We start from the raw sequence: 16,648 nt of genomic DNA, 5'->3' as shown, positions 1-16,648 counted from the left end.
TCAATTCAATATGAGATAATAAGCTCATTATTCAAATCCTACTAATAAGGTGGTTAAACAATGAAATTCTCAGTTCTTGGGCCCGCTGGCACCTTTGCCGACGCCGCCGCAAAAGCTTATCTCAAAACCCAGCCATTATCCAACATAATTTTTGACTACCACCCCACTTTTGATCAGGTTTATCAAGCTGTCTCCGGTGAAAATATCGGTCTGTTGCCTTTGGAAAATCAGCTTGATGGTTATGTGTCCGCCACCCTTCAGCGTCTACAATCTGCTGACGTAACGGAAATTGGTGAAATTACGATTCCAGTCAATTTTGGCTTGGTGGCCAATGTGACTGATTTAAGTAAAATCAAACGAATCTATGTTCAATTTAAAACAGAGGGTCAATGCCAGACACTTCTGACTTCAATGCGCAATGTTCAAATTATCACGACCTCTTCCAATATGATTTCGTTAGAAAAATTTCAAGCGGGTCAATCCGGTGATGCAGCAATCATCCCTCAATCTCAAATGACAGATTTATCGTTTCCACTGATGATGGACAACGTTGCTGATCAGGATGACAACAGTACGAGATTCATCATTTTCCAATCTCATCCTGCCGATCTTGAAAAGATCTCACATGAACACTTGGCAACTGACCATTTCAAAGCACCCTTGTTCATAACACCAGCCTTCAACGATCGCCCCGGCACTCTCTATGACATTTTGGGTTATTTTGCTAAAAGCGAACTCAATCTTGTCACTTTGATGTCACTGCCGGTCAAGACCCAACTTGGCGTGTACTCATTTTATTTGGAAATCTCCGGCACTCGTGAACAACAAGCGATTCTTTTCACGACGCTTAAAAAGATAGCTGCCAAATATCGTGTTCATTCGCTTGGCTTCTATGCTGTCTGAGCCTGCTCAGCAGTTTGGGTTTCAGTCTGTTTAGCTTTAATTGCCCGTTGTTTGGCAAGGTTTTGACGATGAAATTCGGCCAGATGAACCGCTTGGGTAACAAACAAATGAGTGCTGGCTTCATAGTGATACTTGCGACCAAGATCTGCAATATAGCCATTGATGTAATCAACTTCGGTTGGTCGATCTTTGGTCATATCCTGGTACATTGAAGGATAATGCAGTGGCATATCGATTCGGGTGTTGTGATCCAAAGCAGCCATTTCTTCATCACGGCTTGATACCAGCTTGATACCGGCTCGAGCGCAGATGTCGTAAGCTTCATCAATTAACTGACGACCCATTTGATAGGCCCCTGGGAAGTTACCAAATTCACCCATGGGGAGCTCAAACATTGTACAAATCGTGTTGATAACTGAATTAAAGATAACCTTGGTCATCAATGTTCCAGTAAAGTCATCGGTTAATGTCGGATTCATCTGAGCCTTTTGAAGTTGGTTGAAAAGCTCCTTACAAGTGGCGTCCGGCTTTTCATTAAGTGGGCACATGTTCATCTTGCCGGCACCTCGTTTACCCATAAAGTCAACTTCACCGGGACCGGGAAGAACTGTTGCAATTAGGGCAGTGGCACCAATGATCTTGTCATCGGCAAAGTATTTTTGCAGCTTTTCGATATGCCCCATCCCATTCATTGCCGTAAAAGCATATTGATCTTTATGAAAGAAGTGCTGACAACGGTCCAGGTAATCTTGGAGCTGCATTTGTTTCGTAAAGAAAATGAACATATCAGGATGACCGTCAAACGTTTCAGGAGTTTCAAGCTTAATCTTTGTTAAATGGCGATCTTTATGATCACGCATAACATATACGCCACCCTGTTCCCGAATCTTGTCAATATGTGGCTGCCATGTGTCGATGAAAGTAACATCGTTGCCGGCCTCCTGTAGTAAAATTCCGTAACGTAAACCCATTGCTCCTGCACCAATCATTGCAAACTTCATAAAAATCACTCTCCAATTCCTATTTTTATTTTTGATTAAAAAAAGCGCCCTTAATCTTATTTCTAAGATTAAGGGCGCTTACGCGTGTTACCACCTAAATTCACGACCTGCTCACGCAAATCGTCTCATCATGTACAGCCAAATTAATGACAATACACTGGCACTTTAAGGGGTGCACACCGTAGATACTCACTTTCTTCGCATCTACTGCTTAGAGGCTACTTTCACTTTACCAACCATTATCCCTTCTCACTTAGCGGGACTCCCTGAAATGATTTGGCAAAACTACTCTCCTCATCGCTGCATTTTTTCAATCAAATTTTAATGTGGTTATAACTTAACTCATGTAATTTTAATTGTCAACATGAAATTCAAAAATAATTTTTGAAATTATCGAATGATCGAGCAGGAAACTTCAATTAAACGTTGAAGTAAGCTTTCTTTTCCCAGTCAGTCACACTCATCTGGAAGCGGGTCAATTCATCCTGCTTGATCTGCAGATACTTGGGAATAACACTTCCCATGGAATCTGTAAGTGCCTTATCAGCCTCCAATTTTGCCAAGGCCTTAGGTAAGGATGATGGCAACTGAACAATTTGGGCAGCGGTTCGTTGTTCTTCAGACATGTCGTAGATACTATCTTCAACATTCTTTGGTGGTGTCAACTTGTTCTTGATACCATCCAGTCCAGCGGCCAAAATTGCGGCAATTGCAAGATAAGGGTTGGCAGCGGGGTCACCACTTCGTAATTCAAATCGGGTTTGTGGTCCACGACCATCTGGGACCCGGACCAAAGCAGTTCGGTTGGCGATTGCCCATGCGACATAGGTAGGTGCTTCAAATCCTGGTACCAGTCGCTTGTAACTGTTAAGTGTTGGGTTGGTGATGGCTGTAAAGGCTTGGGCATGTGTCAAAACACCGGCAAGATAATGTGTTGCCAACTCTGACAGCCCATGATTTCCCTTAGGATCATCAAATAAGTTTTGATCACCATCGAATAACGATGTGTTCAAATGCATCCCAGATCCATTGACACCAGCTTGTGGTTTTGGCATAAATGTCGCACGCAAACCATACTTAACGGCAATGGCCTTGGTTGTCAATTTCAATAATTGAACGCGATCAGCGGTCTTAACAGCATCGTCGTACTTGAAGTCAATTTCGCATTGACCAGGTGCGACTTCGTGGTGATCCGCTTCAATTGAAAAGCCCATTGACTTAAGTGTATTCACCGTTTCACGTCGGCAAGCCTCGCCACGGTCATCTGGATAAACATCAAAATATGATGCCTGATCATTTAATTGATCTGTAGGTTTACCGTCTTCATCGGCTTTGAACAAGAAGTACTCCATCTCAGCTCCGACATTGGCGTGGCCGCCACCGATCTTATTTAAAGTATCATCCAGCCGCTTTAAAACAAAACGAGGATCACCGGCAAATGGGGTGCCGTCACTATTGTGAACATCACAAATTAGTGCAGCAGTCTTCCCACCTGTGGTGATCCAAGGGTATACAGTCCAGGTATCAAGATCAGGGTATAAGTACATGTCTGAGTTTTGAATTGGTAAGAACCCAGTGATTGATGAGCCATCAATCTTAATTTTGTTATTAAGAGCAGCATCCAGCAGATCAATCGGAATCTCAACGTTCTTTAGTGCGCCATTGAGGTCAGAGAAAGTCATTCTTAAATACTCAATTTCCTCGTCCTTAGCTAGTTTACGAATATCATCAGCAGTTTTCATCAAATGCCTCCATAGTCATCGTTTTTAAGGTCATCCTAAGTTAATTGTTGGGTTTCCCTTAACGGATATTATACACGTTATATCTTCTAACATCAGATTTTTTTACAACTTTTTTGAATTTTTTGAAGTTTTGATTAAACGTGACAGCTGGATTTCTTAAGTTACACCCGGCATTTAGGCAATTTTGAGCAATAAAAAAGGCTTGGTCTCTGTTAAATACAGAGATCAAACCATAAAAATCTGATTATTGTTCACCAAGGAGTCTTTTAAGACGGGCGATTCGTTCGTCCAACGGTGGATGAGTATCAAACATCTTAACAAGAAACGGTGTTTTGCCCTTACGGGTGATCGGCTCATTGATGTAGAGTGCTGCACCTTTGGCAGTTGGATTATTCGTCGGTGTTGAATCATCTTTGAGCAATGTCAAAGCATCAATCAGCCCCTGAGGATCCCGAGTCAAATTAACCCCGGAAACATCCGCCAATGATTCCCGCTGTCGGGAAACAGAGAATTGAAGAATCTGGGCAACCGGCACACCGATAATTCGGATGACCCAGCCGCCAAGCCACATAATTAAGCCAAAGGTTAATATTCCAATAGCCACAGCCCAGCCAGCTTTGGAATCGTCATCGCTGTCGGTGCCGAACCAGCTAAACCAGCGGCCACCACGAATAAGCCCAATTCCGGCAACAATTAAAACAGTCCCGGCACCGGCAATAAAGGTCGTTAAAGCAACCGTGATTGATGAAACCCGGATATCGTAATTTTTAATATGCGAAATTTCATGAGCAAGCACACCTTCAAGTTCCTCACGATTCATCATTTCCCGAAGGCCTTTGGTGACCGCTACGGCTGCGTGTTTTGGATCACGTCCGGTAGCGAAGGCGTTGGGTGATGGATCGTCAGTCTGATAGATTGACGGCATTGGAATGTGGGCAACCATTGCGAGATCGCTGACAATGTTAAACAGTTCAGGGTCATCCGACTCCTGCAGCTGATGAGCATTTGCTGACTTCATCAAAATATTGGTGACCTGACTATAGACAAAGAGTGAATATAATCCGGCGCCAATTAGAAATCCAACCATGGTGTAGGTCGGAACAATCCAATCCACTGAGCCTTCATCGTTGGTGGCGAGAGCAAACACCAGACCAATCAAAAAACCAATGATTGCGATTAAAACAACGAACACTGCCATCACTGACCAGGTTCGCCGTCGATTTTGCTGAACTTGCTGATTTATGGTGTCCATTATCAGTCAGTCCCCTTTAAAATTTCATCTGTGGTACTTCTTTAGACTTTTCAGGTACTTCAAGATAACTGTGTACTGGAAAGTTTCCGAATTTAGCAACTAAATTGCTTGGGAAGGTTTGCAGTTTGTTGTTGTAAACCATGACATTGCTGTTGTAGTTCTGTCGGGAAAAAGCAATCTTGTTTTCGGTATTGGTTAATTCTTCCTGGAGTGCCAAGAAGTTTTGGTTGGCTTTTAATTCCGGATAGTTCTCGGAAACTGCAAACAAGTGATTCAAGGCGCCGGTTAATTGATTATCCGCCTTAACCTTGTCTCCCAAGCTGACGTTGGGGTCTTGGATTTGTGAACGCATGGCAGTTACTTTGGCAAAAGTTTCCTGTTCATGCTTAGCGTATCCTTTAACTGTTTCCAGTAAGTTGGGAAGCAAGTCTCCTCGACGTTGTAATTGAACATCAATTTGACTGGCTGCTTCGTCAACCAAGTTTCTTTGGTTCACCAAACCGTTATACATCAAGATAACGGCGATGATGATAACCAGGATGATGACTCCTGTAATGATTAGACCCATTGTAAATTCCTCCTTAGATTGTTTGGTAACTAACATACCACAATCGAATCATCCTTGAAAGTTTACTTTGTCTTCATTTTAACATTTTAGACTAATCCCTGAGCCATCATTGCTTCCGCAACCTTTTCAAAGCCGGCAATATTTGCCCCAGCCTGATAATCTTTGTCCAAATGATACTTCTTGTCGGCCGCTTCTGACTTGGCAAAGATATCTTCCATAATGTCTTGAAGACGATTATCAACCGTTTCAAAACTCCATGCGAGACGTTCGCTATTTTGACTCATTTCAAGGGCTGAAACAGCTACCCCACCGGCATTGGCTGCTTTGGCAGGCCCATACAAAATATTGCCATCCCGATAAACGGCGATTGCGTCTGGATAGCTGGGCATGTTGGCCCCTTCACACACGTATTTAACACCGTCTTTGACGATGAGTTTAGCTTGATCTTTGTTAATTTCATTTTGTGTGGCACATGGCAAAGCAATGTCGTAATCCACATCAAAGTTCCAGACAGATCCGCCATGGTATTCAGCTGACTCAACCCGATCGGCATAGTCACGAATTCGACCGCGTTCAACTTCTTTGATTTGTTTAACGACCTTATAATCAATTCCCTTAGGATCATAAATATAACCATTGGAATCCGAAACGGTGATGACCTTTGCGCCAAGTTCGGTTGCTTTTTGAATGGCGTACGTGGCAACGTTACCGGCACCGGAAATCTTGATTTTTTTGCCGGTTAAAGTGTCGCCCTGAGCCTTTAACATGGCGTTGGTGTAATAAAGCAGGCCAAAGCCGGTGGCTTCCGTACGGGCAAGACTACCGCCAAATGTAAGACCTTTACCAGTCAGAACACCATTTTGATAGCCGTTTAAGCGTTTATACGCCCCAAACAGATAACCAATTTCCCGGCCGCCAACCCCAATATCGCCTGCTGGGACATCTAAATCAGGCCCAATATGACGCTGTAACTCAGTCATGAAGCTTTGACAAAAACGCATAATTTCTGAATTTGATTTTCCTTTTGGATCAAAGTCGCTTCCACCTTTGGCTCCGCCGATTGGTAATCCAGTCAAACTATTTTTAAGAATTTGCTCAAAGCCAAGAAATTTAACAACACTCAAATTAACGGTCGGATGTAACCTTAGGCCACCTTTGTATGGCCCGATGGCGGAATTAAATTGAACTCGGAAGCCACGGCTAACGTTGAACTTGCCGTCATCCGACTGCCAAGGTACTCTGAATTGAATGACCCGTTCAGGCTCGACCAGTTGCCCCAAGAGGTTTGCTTCGACATACTCTGGGTGTTCTTCCAAAGTTGGCTTCAAACTGTCCAGAACGGTAAATACAGCCTCCTGGAATTCCTTTTGGTCAGGATCACGACGGTCGATTTGGTCTTTGATTGATTCAATATATGCCTTTACATTCGTCACGGTTATTCCCACTTTCTGATTTCAAATTTACACAACATCCAACTGCAGACGCGATCCAAATAACGGCTCCGACTTACACTGTTATGTTATATATTATCAAAAGATTTATGACAGATGTTCACATTTTCTTATTCTTTTCAAATAATTAATCAAAAAAGAGTTTGAACTGTTTTTCAACAATCCAAACTCTTTTTTATGATGGGTAACTCAATAACACGAATGGGGTTCGTGAAAACATTATGTCAGAAATAATGTTGGCTTCATCAAGTATCAAGATTTTCTGAATGAATGCATCACCACCTTATCTGCGTTCAAGCGTTACATCAGACGATTATTAATGCGAATTAGTTCTTTGCTTCAGCATCATGACGAGCAGCTAATTCAGCTTTAATTTGTGGTTCCATCTTTTCGTACTTGAAGTACAAGCACATGATTGCAGCAACGATAGCGTACACAATAACTGGGAAGTAGATAAATGTAAAGTGAATTGCGCTAAGGGCATGGGCAGTTTGTGTCTTGTTAGCAACGAATCCGGCAGCAGCCATGATCTTTGAAGGAATGAATGAACCGAATCCTGAACCTAACTGGATACAGAAGGCAGAACCAACGGCAGTTAAGAAACCAGGAGCACGGATACCTGTCTTCCATTCACCATAATCAACAGTATCGGCTAACATACCAAATGGCATAGCAACGGCAGTTGAAGCACCGAAGATACCGATAATCCAAGCAATGATAACCAGAGTAAAGTTGTTGCCAACCATACCCATCATGATTTGACCAGCAGCACCAATTGCCAAACCAATGATCATTGTCATTGTCTTGTTGGTAACTTTAACAACAAATGGGATACAAATAGTAGCGATGATACCAAGAACTTGGAGACCGTTAAATACAGAGGTTAATTGTTCGTTACCCAAGTTGTATTTAGCATAGTAAACTGAGATTCCGTTACGAGTTGATTGAGCAACCCAGTAAATAACGAATGATACAACCAAGATGTACCATGGGTTGTTACCAACAGTAGCTTTCAAAGAATCCTTGAATGGAATTGGCTTTTGAACAGCAATGGTCCGTTCTTTCATCCCTTTGAATGAAAGGAAAAGTAAGATAACGGCAAGTAAGCCGAAGAAGAACATTGTCCACATGAAACCAACTTTATCGTCACCTTTACCAAAGAATGCAACTAATGGTAAGGCGAAAGTACTAGTGATGAATGAACCAATGGAACCACCACACATACGGAATGTGTTGGCATTGATACGTTCCTGGCCGTTAGTAGTTAAGCTGGGAAGAATAGCAGTAATTGGAGTTTGAATACCAGTATAAACAACCCCAGCGGCTAAGATGTAAGTAAATCCGGCATACCATAACTTAGCAGTACCGTGTAAGTTTGGAGCAGTAAATGCTAAGAATGTTGCAACGGCAAATGGAATTGCCAGCCATAAGAAGTAAGGTCGGCTTTGGCCCCATTTTGTATGGGTGTGGTCAACAATTGATCCCCAAACTGGTGCACTAACTGCATCAAAGAAACGGGCAACTAACAGGATTAAACCTGCACCACCAACTGAAATACCGAAAACATCAGTATAGAAATAAAGAATATAACTTGAAATTGTAACATAAAGCAAGTTACCAGCCATATCAGTAAAGGAGTAAGCTGTTTTCTCCCAAACAGACAGTTTAACGTTGGCGCTGTCTTTGCTGGTACCTGCTGCACTAGCAGCGTTTTTATCCATGATCATAATCTCCTATCCGAATTTTATTGAAAATAATTGCAAAACAATATGTGAAACGGAACCACCACCTCCTAAAGTGAACTGCTTATTTTATTCAAACTTACGAGTTGTAAGATCAAATAATGCTTTATCTTTATTACTGTTCAAGGTCTGACCATCATCCAAGAAGATATATTCTTGGATATATGGAGCAAAACTTTGAATTTCATAATGTTCGTCAACAAGTTTTTTCACACGTCCATTGACGGCTGTCAGGCCTTTTTCCTTATCCTTGTAGATATAAGTCTTTTGACCAAATCCATTGAGGAAGGCAACCAATTCTTCACCCATATCCCAGTCATCTTCGCCGGTATAACCATCTGGGAACAAACGGGCAAAAATGCCGCCGTCCGAAGCGAAGATTGATTGGCCAAATCGGTTTCTGGAAAGATCCGGCCGGTTCAGGTTGGGACCCGCAATACTGTATGTTGAGGCGGCTTCGCCAGGCTTCAGCATTCTGTTGGTTGCAGTCGCGTTGGAATCATACATGTAAAGAATGGCACCGGTAGCTCGATAAGCAGCTTCCACTAATTCAGGATCCTGAAGCTTCTCACCGGCAATTTGGGCTGATGCGGCGGTTAAGCCGCCCCACAATGCATGAATCATGTATGACAGGGCTTCCCACCAACGATCAGGGCTTTGTGACCTGAAGTCATTACTGTACCCGATGTTGGCTTTCAGCAACTCACCGTAGGTCATTGCCGCGTGAACGTTGCCGGTTAAAGCAAGGGCGCCAGCGGCTGGACCAAACCCAGCGTTATCGAAGAAATGCTCCGTCATGGCTGCTTCCAAAGAATCACTGTTAGCGGCAAGCCGGTCGGTAACCGACTTCCACGACTTGGATATTTCGGAATACTCCTTGTCCAGCCCGCTCTTTTGCAGGTCGGCTAACAAGTCTTCAATATAAAGTCCGTATGTTCCAAGCATCTGAGCTTCTGTCTTACCACGTTCATTATCATTGAGATCCGGATTAACCCGGACATCGAATACCTGAGCTGCCCATGACAGATAATCATTAGGCTTGTTCAACTTCAGTGATGAAGCTGGGCACTTGGATAAGAGATAAAACATATGGGTGATATATTCCAAATCCATCAGGCGGTAAAAGTCGCCGTACAATTTAGCGGGCTTCCTAAAGTCGCCATTTTCAAACCATTTCGGTCGAACATACTTCACAGCACTTTCTTCGACTTGGGCAATCTGCTTGTCAGCATCTTTAACCTTGTCATCGAGAAGGCATTCTTGAAGAATGAAGGTCATCTTTCCGATGGATTCACCCTGATTGGATACAGGGCCGAAGCTATATGGCACCTTGCCATCCTTACCGGCATATGAATGAGCTGAAACATAGTTGGCACGATTACGAAGCAATTCGTTGATTGAGCTCATGACGTTGAAGACGCCCATATCAACTGTGCCATCGGCAAATTCAAGAATTACTTGATGTTCGCCAAGCCCTTGAGGCTCGTATACCAGGCGGCCGTTTTCAATGTGGTCGGTCATATCCTGATCAACGATTTGGTCACCATCTTTGTGTCGAACAGAGATCCGTTTCAACACCTGACCTTTTGCAAGATGGATGGTGAATACTTGATAAGAACCTTGAGAAATCATTGGTTCAAATGCGAACCGCGGATGGTTATATAATCTGGTAGCAATATCATAGAAATCCTTTTGGTCGGTAAATGGCTTCAAATAGAATTCCCAGTTTTTGCTTTCACCGGGTTTAACAACCAGCGGCTTTTGAGAATAAATCCAATCGTTGTGCGGCCTGCGGTCATCATCATAACCTCCGGCCAAAACAATCTCGTGGAAAAGCATTCCATCCAATGATGGGGAAACATTTTCAAAGAATCGGTTGGTGTAATCGTTGAAAGTTCCGACTGATAGCACTTCGCCTTTGGTTTGGTAAACACCCATGTTAGGTGCTGTATTATCACGACGAACCGCCGCGAGCTTGGTGTAGTTCTTTGAAATCTGTGGGAAGACGGCAACGGACTGGTTGGCGTTACGCTTAACGTTCTTGTCTCTGAACATGACATATGCCAAGCTGATCCAAACGCCCAGATTACTAATGTTAATGTCGTCTTTGCCATTATTTTGAATCGTGAAATTCCATTTAAATGAGTTGCCGATCAGTTCAAACTGTTGAACCAGTGACAGGTCATCGACTTTGAATTGAATCTTGCTGTGGGTATCATCCCCACTCACTTCAGGAACCTGATCGATACTACGGTGCTTTTGACCATTGACCGTAATATTAAATTCGCCAAATAATTTATCCAAGTCATCATATCCGAGTGACTTAAGATAATCAGGATCGATTACCCAGTTCATATTGGATTTATCAGAATTCAACTGGAGCTTGGTAATCGCTCCACGCTTGTTTTGTTCAACTGTCAGAAATTCTGACTTCATGTGTAAAGGCCTCCTGGAATTGTTATTTGTTTGCTACCATTGTTTCAATTTTGTTGATGTTGGCAATGTCGAAGTTTAATCCTTCATAGTCAAGCGGGGTAATCTTGATATTAATCTTGTTCTTACCCTTAGTGGCATCAGCTGGCAATGGGTAGATGTAGTAGGAATCTTCCGGCCACTCTTCGTTCTTAATTGTTTGAGTGAACAGAACCTTGTCATCATCTTGGATCTGGAAGCTGTAAACATCACCATCAAGATAGTCATAGGTAATCTTCAAGTAGTTCTTCTTTTCAGGATCAACAGCCAATGTCCATGAATGGTCTTCATTTACAGGATTGTCACTGTCGTTTTGAGTATCAATCGTTGTTGCGACTTCTTCTTCAGGAACCTTTACGTAAACGTTGTAAGGGGTATCGGCTGGAATTTCCGGAAGTGATTTGAAGATGATATCAGTACCGGAAAGTCTGAATTGATTCTTATCTTCAACTTTAACCAAGTCTGCCAAATATTCAGCAGCTGGTTTTGTGGAAGTTGGTAAGTCTTTAGTCTGTGCAGCTAATAAGATTGGGCCGTAATAGATGGCAACTCGGTTGAAACGATCAGCAAGGGTTTGGTAGTGAAGTTGGAAATCAAGGTTAACTTTGATTTCTGACTTCTTGCCCCAACTGCGTTTGATTGCAACAAAGCCATTCTTTGGTTGAGCACTGACCTTTTTACCATCAACGGTAATAGTGGTTTCTGCACTCCACTTGGGAACTCGAACGTAAACAGTGAATTCCTGGTCTTTATCTGATTCAACGGTAATGTGGGCAAAATGTTGATCAGGGTAATGTGAATCCTGGGTGATCGTGATGCCCTTGTCCTTCAAGTTCAAGATTGAATCGAAGTATTGAGCAACATAAATGTCGTTACCGTCTTCGTAGTAAATTCCGTCAACTAATGTTGAATGACGTTCTGTTCCACTACCTACACAGCACCAGAAGCCGCCACGATCGAACTCTTTAGTCGCATTTGGTGAAACACTCAGGTTGTAGAGATATTCTGCGATAGCGCTGTCATTATTCTGCTGAGCCATGATGGCGTTGATGAAACGAATCTCGTAGTCATCCATTAAAGTGACATCTTTGGTGTCGGCAAAAAGTTCTGAACTCAAGTAGTTCAAATCATGTGAACAGCAGCTTTCACCATTTAACTTGGATAAATGCTTGAAGAACATTTCAGGATAATCATATAATTCTGATCCGTAGTCAGCAGGTGCTGGATATGCAGAACGTCCTGAAATTCCTTTGGTAGGCAATTCATGGCCGGTATGCATCCAATTCATGTAGTTGACAACGCCCTTTTTATACTTCTCATCACCAGTGGTGTGATAATATTCAAGCATTCCTTCGGCACAAACCAATTCGGTGTTTGAGTGGCATGAGTAATAGCCTAATTCATCATCGTTATTGATAAGCATGTCACGGAACCATTTACGATCAAACTTTTCAGCAAGGTCAAAGACATCCTGTTCTTTCTTGCCAGTCATTTCGTAAAGTCTCAATAGTGTTCGATGCATTGCACCAAACTCTTGATGGAAGACATACTGGCCGTTTCCTTGGTACCAGCGGGTATCAATCATTGCATTGATTCGTTCCGGTGTTAGGCGGGCCATCCGTTTTTCAAAGTAATGAGTCATGTTTTCTGTTAAATCAAGAGCAATCTTGTTGCCAGTAAATTCATATGCGTCCATCAAGCCATCCATCAACTTTTGAACAGCATAGTAAGGAACATAGTGATTGCCGTTGAATCGAAGCTTTTCAATATCATCAAATCGCTTTGAAGGTTCTGCAGCTAAATAGCCGGGGAATTCTTCGAATGTATCAAACTTTTGTTGGCATTCTTTCAGACCATCGACAATTTTATCAACACGCTTTTTCAATTCACGGGCGGTTTCCGTATCATCCATATTGTTAAGTTCTACGAAACTCTTGGAAGCTCCTGAGAGATAATGACCGGTGAAATGGCCTCTAAAGAACCAATCCGGTGATTCCCAGATAGTCAAAGGTGTTGCACCCTTGGTATCCATCCCTGCGTTTTTACGATAGTTGTACAGTAATTGGTCTGTCGTGAGTGAAAGCATCCAATTAATGTTACGATCAAATTTTTCTTTTAAGGTCGAACCTGGTAAATATTGAATATCATAGTATGATACCGGTTTCATTTTAAATCGTCCTTTCTGGTGAAAAGTGAATTTTGAGAGGTGCTATTCTGTAACCGCTTACGATTAATAGAATACATGCTAAATGCGTTAATTAAAATCTATTATTCTATCAATCATTTATAAAATACAACATAAAATTAAAAGCGCTTTAATTATTTACTGAGCAAGCCATCAATCCCATCAAATCGGCATTCATAAAATATGCCAACTTTTCAATAAGAAATGGATAATTTGACTTTTTATGGTTTATGAGCTATTTTTATAATATCAAAAGGTTTATTTATAAAATCTAATCTGCTTCGAATCTAAAGCCGACCAACATTGGAGGTTTTTTCATGGTTAAGGAGTATTTATCGATATCTTGCCTGCCAACACCAACATATATCCAGAGTGGTCATGTTATCTTTAGACCTGGTGAAAGACATCCCAATCGCAAGAATTTTCAATTTTTCGTTATGATGTTTATGAAACGAGGAAAATTATATATCGCCGAAGATGACAAAAAGTACACGGTCAGTGCCGGCGAAATGTTCATACTACAACCGCAGCACCACCATTATTCCTGGAAGCCGATGGATGAAACGACGGAATATTATTGGATTCACTTCACGACAACCGGCAGTTATGTTCAAGCCGCAGAGCCAAAGCAAGTTCGACCAGTCATCTCAGTTCCGGCAATTCATTATTACACTTCGACGATTACCCTGTTCTTAAGAAAGCAGCAGACGATTCCAAACGAAGACACGGTTATCTCGATGATGAATAAGATCTTCGCCAACAGTCGAAAATCCAACGAAAACCATTCAGATACGACTCAAAACTCAATTGAATTTTGGAAAGCCCAACAACTATTTCTGGATCTTCTCCAGCTGGTTCAAGTCCAAACGCCGCAGGAGTCTCCAATGGTCATGGTTGCCAATAAGATTCAAAGATATATCGAAGATCATTTTGATGAAAAGATTACCTATGAAGAACTTGGTAAGGAATTTCATATTCACCCAAATTCAGTTTCATTATATATGAAGAAAACATTTGGAATTACGCCAAATAACCTACTGACCAAGTACCGGTTGGAGGAAGCGACTAAGTATTTGCTGTTAACTTCCGATCAGATCAGTACGATTGCTACCAAAGTGGGTTATCAAAATGTGTATTACTTCTCCATGGCTTTCAAGAAAGGCTATGGCATGTCACCTTCTGAATACCGCAAAAAATACATTAGTTTAAAGCCAAATACGCCAGACGATGGGTCTGGAAATCAATTTATGTAATCAAAAAGTCTCTTTCCGTAAGCAATGGGGTTAGCTTACGAAAAGAGACTTTATTTTTTGATCCAATGAAGCTGGATCTAGTCGGATAATATTTGTGTCAGAAACCTGTTATTAACGATTAATATCCTGCCATACACGCATTTGACCTTCGGAACGGTTGGCCCAAGCATAGTATGGAATGAACGTCATCTTGGCTGGCTTCCATGAAATGTCATCGGTGTAATAGAGCTCATCGCCATCTTCTTGAGCCATCTTGGCATCGGAAGTTTCGATAACACCTACACCATCCAACAATGATTTTTCATACTTGTAATCCATCTGTGGCTTGTCGTCCAAACGGTAGTCCCAAAGAGGAGCTTTGTTGTCAGCTTCTTCGGCACAGTAAACAACTGGTCCACGTTGAATTGCAACTTTGTTCATATCATCTTTTACCTTGGTGTTGGCACGAACAAGCTTAGTATCCATGTCGAGGCTTAAGGTAATGGTCATTTCAGAATCTGAAACTAGAATGTAAATGATGCCGTCTTGTAATTCAGGGTCAACTGAGTCGCCGTTAACCTTAACGTCATACTTGTTACGGCTCCAGCTTGGAATTCGGATTCCAAACTTGAAATCTTCTTTGTTTTGGTTGGTAATTGTAAATTTAATATCACCGCTCCAAGGGAAGTTGCTCTCTTGGTTAACTTCAACACCGTTCTTGAATGTTGTGTCGTTAGCAATGAATTGATGTGACAAGATAACGTCATCGTTAACTTCATACATGTACTTGTCAATTGAGGCAAGTAAACGGGTGATGTTTGATGGGCAACATGCACATGCAAACCATGATGAACGACGGGTGTTGATATGGTTCTTACCTGGGTTACCGTGGCTGGCTCTAGGATCTGCTTCCAATGGGTTTACATAGAAGTAATGTTTACCATCCAAAGCAATTCCACTTAATGCACCATTGAATAATTCTTTTTCAATGATATCACCGTATTGGCCGCTCATACGAGTTTCCATCATTTGCTTAGCGAAGAATACCATTGCAACTGAGGCACAAGTCTCACCGTAATCAGTATCGTTGGGCAAATCGTAGTCGTAAGTAAATGCTTCACCAGTAGTTGTTTGACCAACGTTACCAGTTACGTACATTTGCTTCTTAACGATGTCTTTCCAAAGACGGTTGGCAGAATCCATCAATTCTTTGTCATGAGTCAATCGAGCAACATGAGCCAAACCAGTACAGAAGTATAATACTCGAACAGCATGGCCATGAGGCTCAGTTTGTTCAGTGACAGGCTTGTCAGCGAAGTAGTAAGCATTTCCGATGGTGTCAAGACCAGGGAAGAAGTTACGGTCAGCACCGTCAGCTTTGTTTTGCTTGTTAAAGAACTCAGGATCCTTACCACGTTGGGTAATGAAGTACTTGGCTAAATCAAGGTACTTCTGTTCATGAGTTGCATCATATAAACGAGCCAAAGCGTTTTCAATTTCAGGATGTCCTGGAATTCCGAGAATCTTACCTTCGCCAGTTCCAAAATGACTATCGATGCAATCAGCCATCTTTTTAGCAATGTTTAAAGCTTTTTGGTTGCCGGTAATTGTGTAGTAAGCAACACCTGCTTCAATGTAGTGACCCATTGAATAAAGTTCGTGTGATTGTTGAAGACGCTTAAACTTACGTTCTGGCATTTCAATTTGGAACATAGTTGAAAGATAACCATCGTCTTCTTGAGCATCAGCAATCAAATCAACAACAGAGTCGGCTTCTTTTTTGAGCTTGTCGCTTGGCGCATAGTTCAAAACATAAGCTGCACTTTCCAACCACTTGTAAACATCAGTGTCTTGGAATTCCATTCCGAAGAAGTCGCCCTTCATTCGTCCAGCGGCAATCTTCAAGTTGGCGATTGCGTGACTTTTGTCAGCAGAACCACCAGCAGCGAATGGGTCGTTTTCAACTTCAACATCGTTGTTGTCGTTGATCATGTCCCATTGGAATGGGATTGAGTCATCAGCCATTAATTTACGATACCGCTTCCAAAATGGTGATGTAATTTTAAGATTATTAATTTGAGTACTTTGTTTTGTATCCAT

Annotated in this window: 11 protein-coding genes; 2 read left to right on the top strand and 9 right to left on the bottom strand. The window is 42.0% G+C overall.

Features of this window, described 5'->3' with window-relative positions:
- Positions 1-60: 60 nt before the first annotated feature.
- Positions 61-903: a prephenate dehydratase gene (locus DNL43_RS05940; protein ID WP_056983047.1), complete on the top strand. Its 843-nt coding sequence runs from the start codon at positions 61-63 to the stop codon at positions 901-903.
- Here the strand turns inward: DNL43_RS05940 and DNL43_RS05935 are convergent.
- The 8 genes from DNL43_RS05935 to DNL43_RS05900 all read right to left on the bottom strand — a co-directional run bounded on the left by DNL43_RS05935 (position 891) and on the right by DNL43_RS05900 (position 13,298).
- The gene (locus DNL43_RS05935) at positions 891-1,904 is read right to left on the bottom strand and encodes a ketopantoate reductase family protein (RefSeq protein ID WP_095344934.1); all 1,014 of its coding nucleotides are present in this window, start codon (positions 1,902-1,904) and stop codon (positions 891-893) included. The two genes, DNL43_RS05940 and DNL43_RS05935, sit on opposite strands and share 13 nt — an antisense overlap.
- A 419-nt stretch (positions 1,905-2,323) precedes the next feature.
- A complete protein-coding gene (glnA, locus tag DNL43_RS05930; protein WP_054768765.1) occupies positions 2,324-3,646 on the bottom strand; it encodes a type I glutamate--ammonia ligase in 1,323 nt (440 codons plus the stop codon).
- A 244-nt stretch (positions 3,647-3,890) separates the two neighbouring features.
- Complete coding sequence (locus DNL43_RS05925; protein ID WP_056983045.1) at positions 3,891-4,898, bottom strand: M48 family metalloprotease; 1,008 nt, start codon at positions 4,896-4,898, stop codon at positions 3,891-3,893.
- A 16-nt stretch (positions 4,899-4,914) separates the two neighbouring features.
- On the bottom strand, positions 4,915-5,466 hold the full coding sequence (locus DNL43_RS05920; protein ID WP_054768766.1) for a LemA family protein: 552 nt from the start codon (positions 5,464-5,466) through the stop codon (positions 4,915-4,917).
- Positions 5,467-5,552: 86 nt separating this feature from the next.
- Entirely contained in the window at positions 5,553-6,899 is a 1,347-nt protein-coding gene (gene gdhA, locus DNL43_RS05915) for an NADP-specific glutamate dehydrogenase (protein WP_056983043.1), read from the bottom strand.
- Positions 6,900-7,243: 344 nt separating this feature from the next.
- A complete protein-coding gene (locus tag DNL43_RS05910; RefSeq protein ID WP_225364653.1) occupies positions 7,244-8,638 on the bottom strand; it encodes an MFS transporter in 1,395 nt (464 codons plus the stop codon).
- A gap of 90 nt (positions 8,639-8,728) precedes the next feature.
- Positions 8,729-11,095 (bottom strand): hypothetical protein, encoded by a 2,367-nt coding sequence (locus DNL43_RS05905; RefSeq protein WP_054768767.1) that lies wholly within the window; start codon positions 11,093-11,095, stop codon positions 8,729-8,731.
- 22 nt (positions 11,096-11,117) lie between these two features.
- The gene (locus DNL43_RS05900) at positions 11,118-13,298 is read right to left on the bottom strand and encodes a beta-L-arabinofuranosidase domain-containing protein (RefSeq protein WP_054768768.1); all 2,181 of its coding nucleotides are present in this window, start codon (positions 13,296-13,298) and stop codon (positions 11,118-11,120) included.
- Positions 13,299-13,633: 335 nt separating this feature from the next.
- Between DNL43_RS05900 and DNL43_RS05895 the strand changes: the two genes are divergently transcribed.
- On the top strand, positions 13,634-14,569 hold the full coding sequence (locus DNL43_RS05895; RefSeq protein WP_056983038.1) for an AraC family transcriptional regulator: 936 nt from the start codon (positions 13,634-13,636) through the stop codon (positions 14,567-14,569).
- Between the two features lie 111 nt (positions 14,570-14,680).
- On the opposite strand, the gene DNL43_RS05890 is transcribed toward DNL43_RS05895, so the two are convergent.
- Entirely contained in the window at positions 14,681-16,648 is a 1,968-nt protein-coding gene (locus tag DNL43_RS05890; RefSeq protein WP_056983037.1) for a glycoside hydrolase family 127 protein, read from the bottom strand.

This window comes from Lentilactobacillus kefiri (assembly GCF_009739535.1).
In the GTDB taxonomy this organism is placed as follows: Bacteria; Bacillota; Bacilli; order Lactobacillales; family Lactobacillaceae; genus Lentilactobacillus; species Lentilactobacillus kefiri.
This window is presented reverse-complemented; position numbering and strand designations above follow the sequence as displayed.

Coding starts and splice junctions, on each gene's coding strand:
- DNL43_RS05905 (WP_054768767.1), bottom strand. CDS start 11,095: ATGAAGTCAGAATTTCTGACAGTTGAACAAAACAAGCGTGGAGCGATT.
- DNL43_RS05900 (WP_054768768.1), bottom strand. CDS start 13,298: ATGAAACCGGTATCATACTATGATATTCAATATTTACCAGGTTCGACC.
- glnA (WP_054768765.1), bottom strand. CDS start 3,646: ATGAAAACTGCTGATGATATTCGTAAACTAGCTAAGGACGAGGAAATT.
- DNL43_RS05940 (WP_056983047.1), top strand. CDS start 61: ATGAAATTCTCAGTTCTTGGGCCCGCTGGCACCTTTGCCGACGCCGCC.
- DNL43_RS05890 (WP_056983037.1), bottom strand. CDS start 16,648: ATGGATACAAAACAAAGTACTCAAATTAATAATCTTAAAATTACATCA.
- DNL43_RS05925 (WP_056983045.1), bottom strand. CDS start 4,898: ATGGACACCATAAATCAGCAAGTTCAGCAAAATCGACGGCGAACCTGG.
- DNL43_RS05910 (WP_225364653.1), bottom strand. CDS start 8,638: ATGGATAAAAACGCTGCTAGTGCAGCAGGTACCAGCAAAGACAGCGCC.
- DNL43_RS05920 (WP_054768766.1), bottom strand. CDS start 5,466: ATGGGTCTAATCATTACAGGAGTCATCATCCTGGTTATCATCATCGCC.
- DNL43_RS05895 (WP_056983038.1), top strand. CDS start 13,634: ATGGTTAAGGAGTATTTATCGATATCTTGCCTGCCAACACCAACATAT.
- DNL43_RS05935 (WP_095344934.1), bottom strand. CDS start 1,904: ATGAAGTTTGCAATGATTGGTGCAGGAGCAATGGGTTTACGTTACGGA.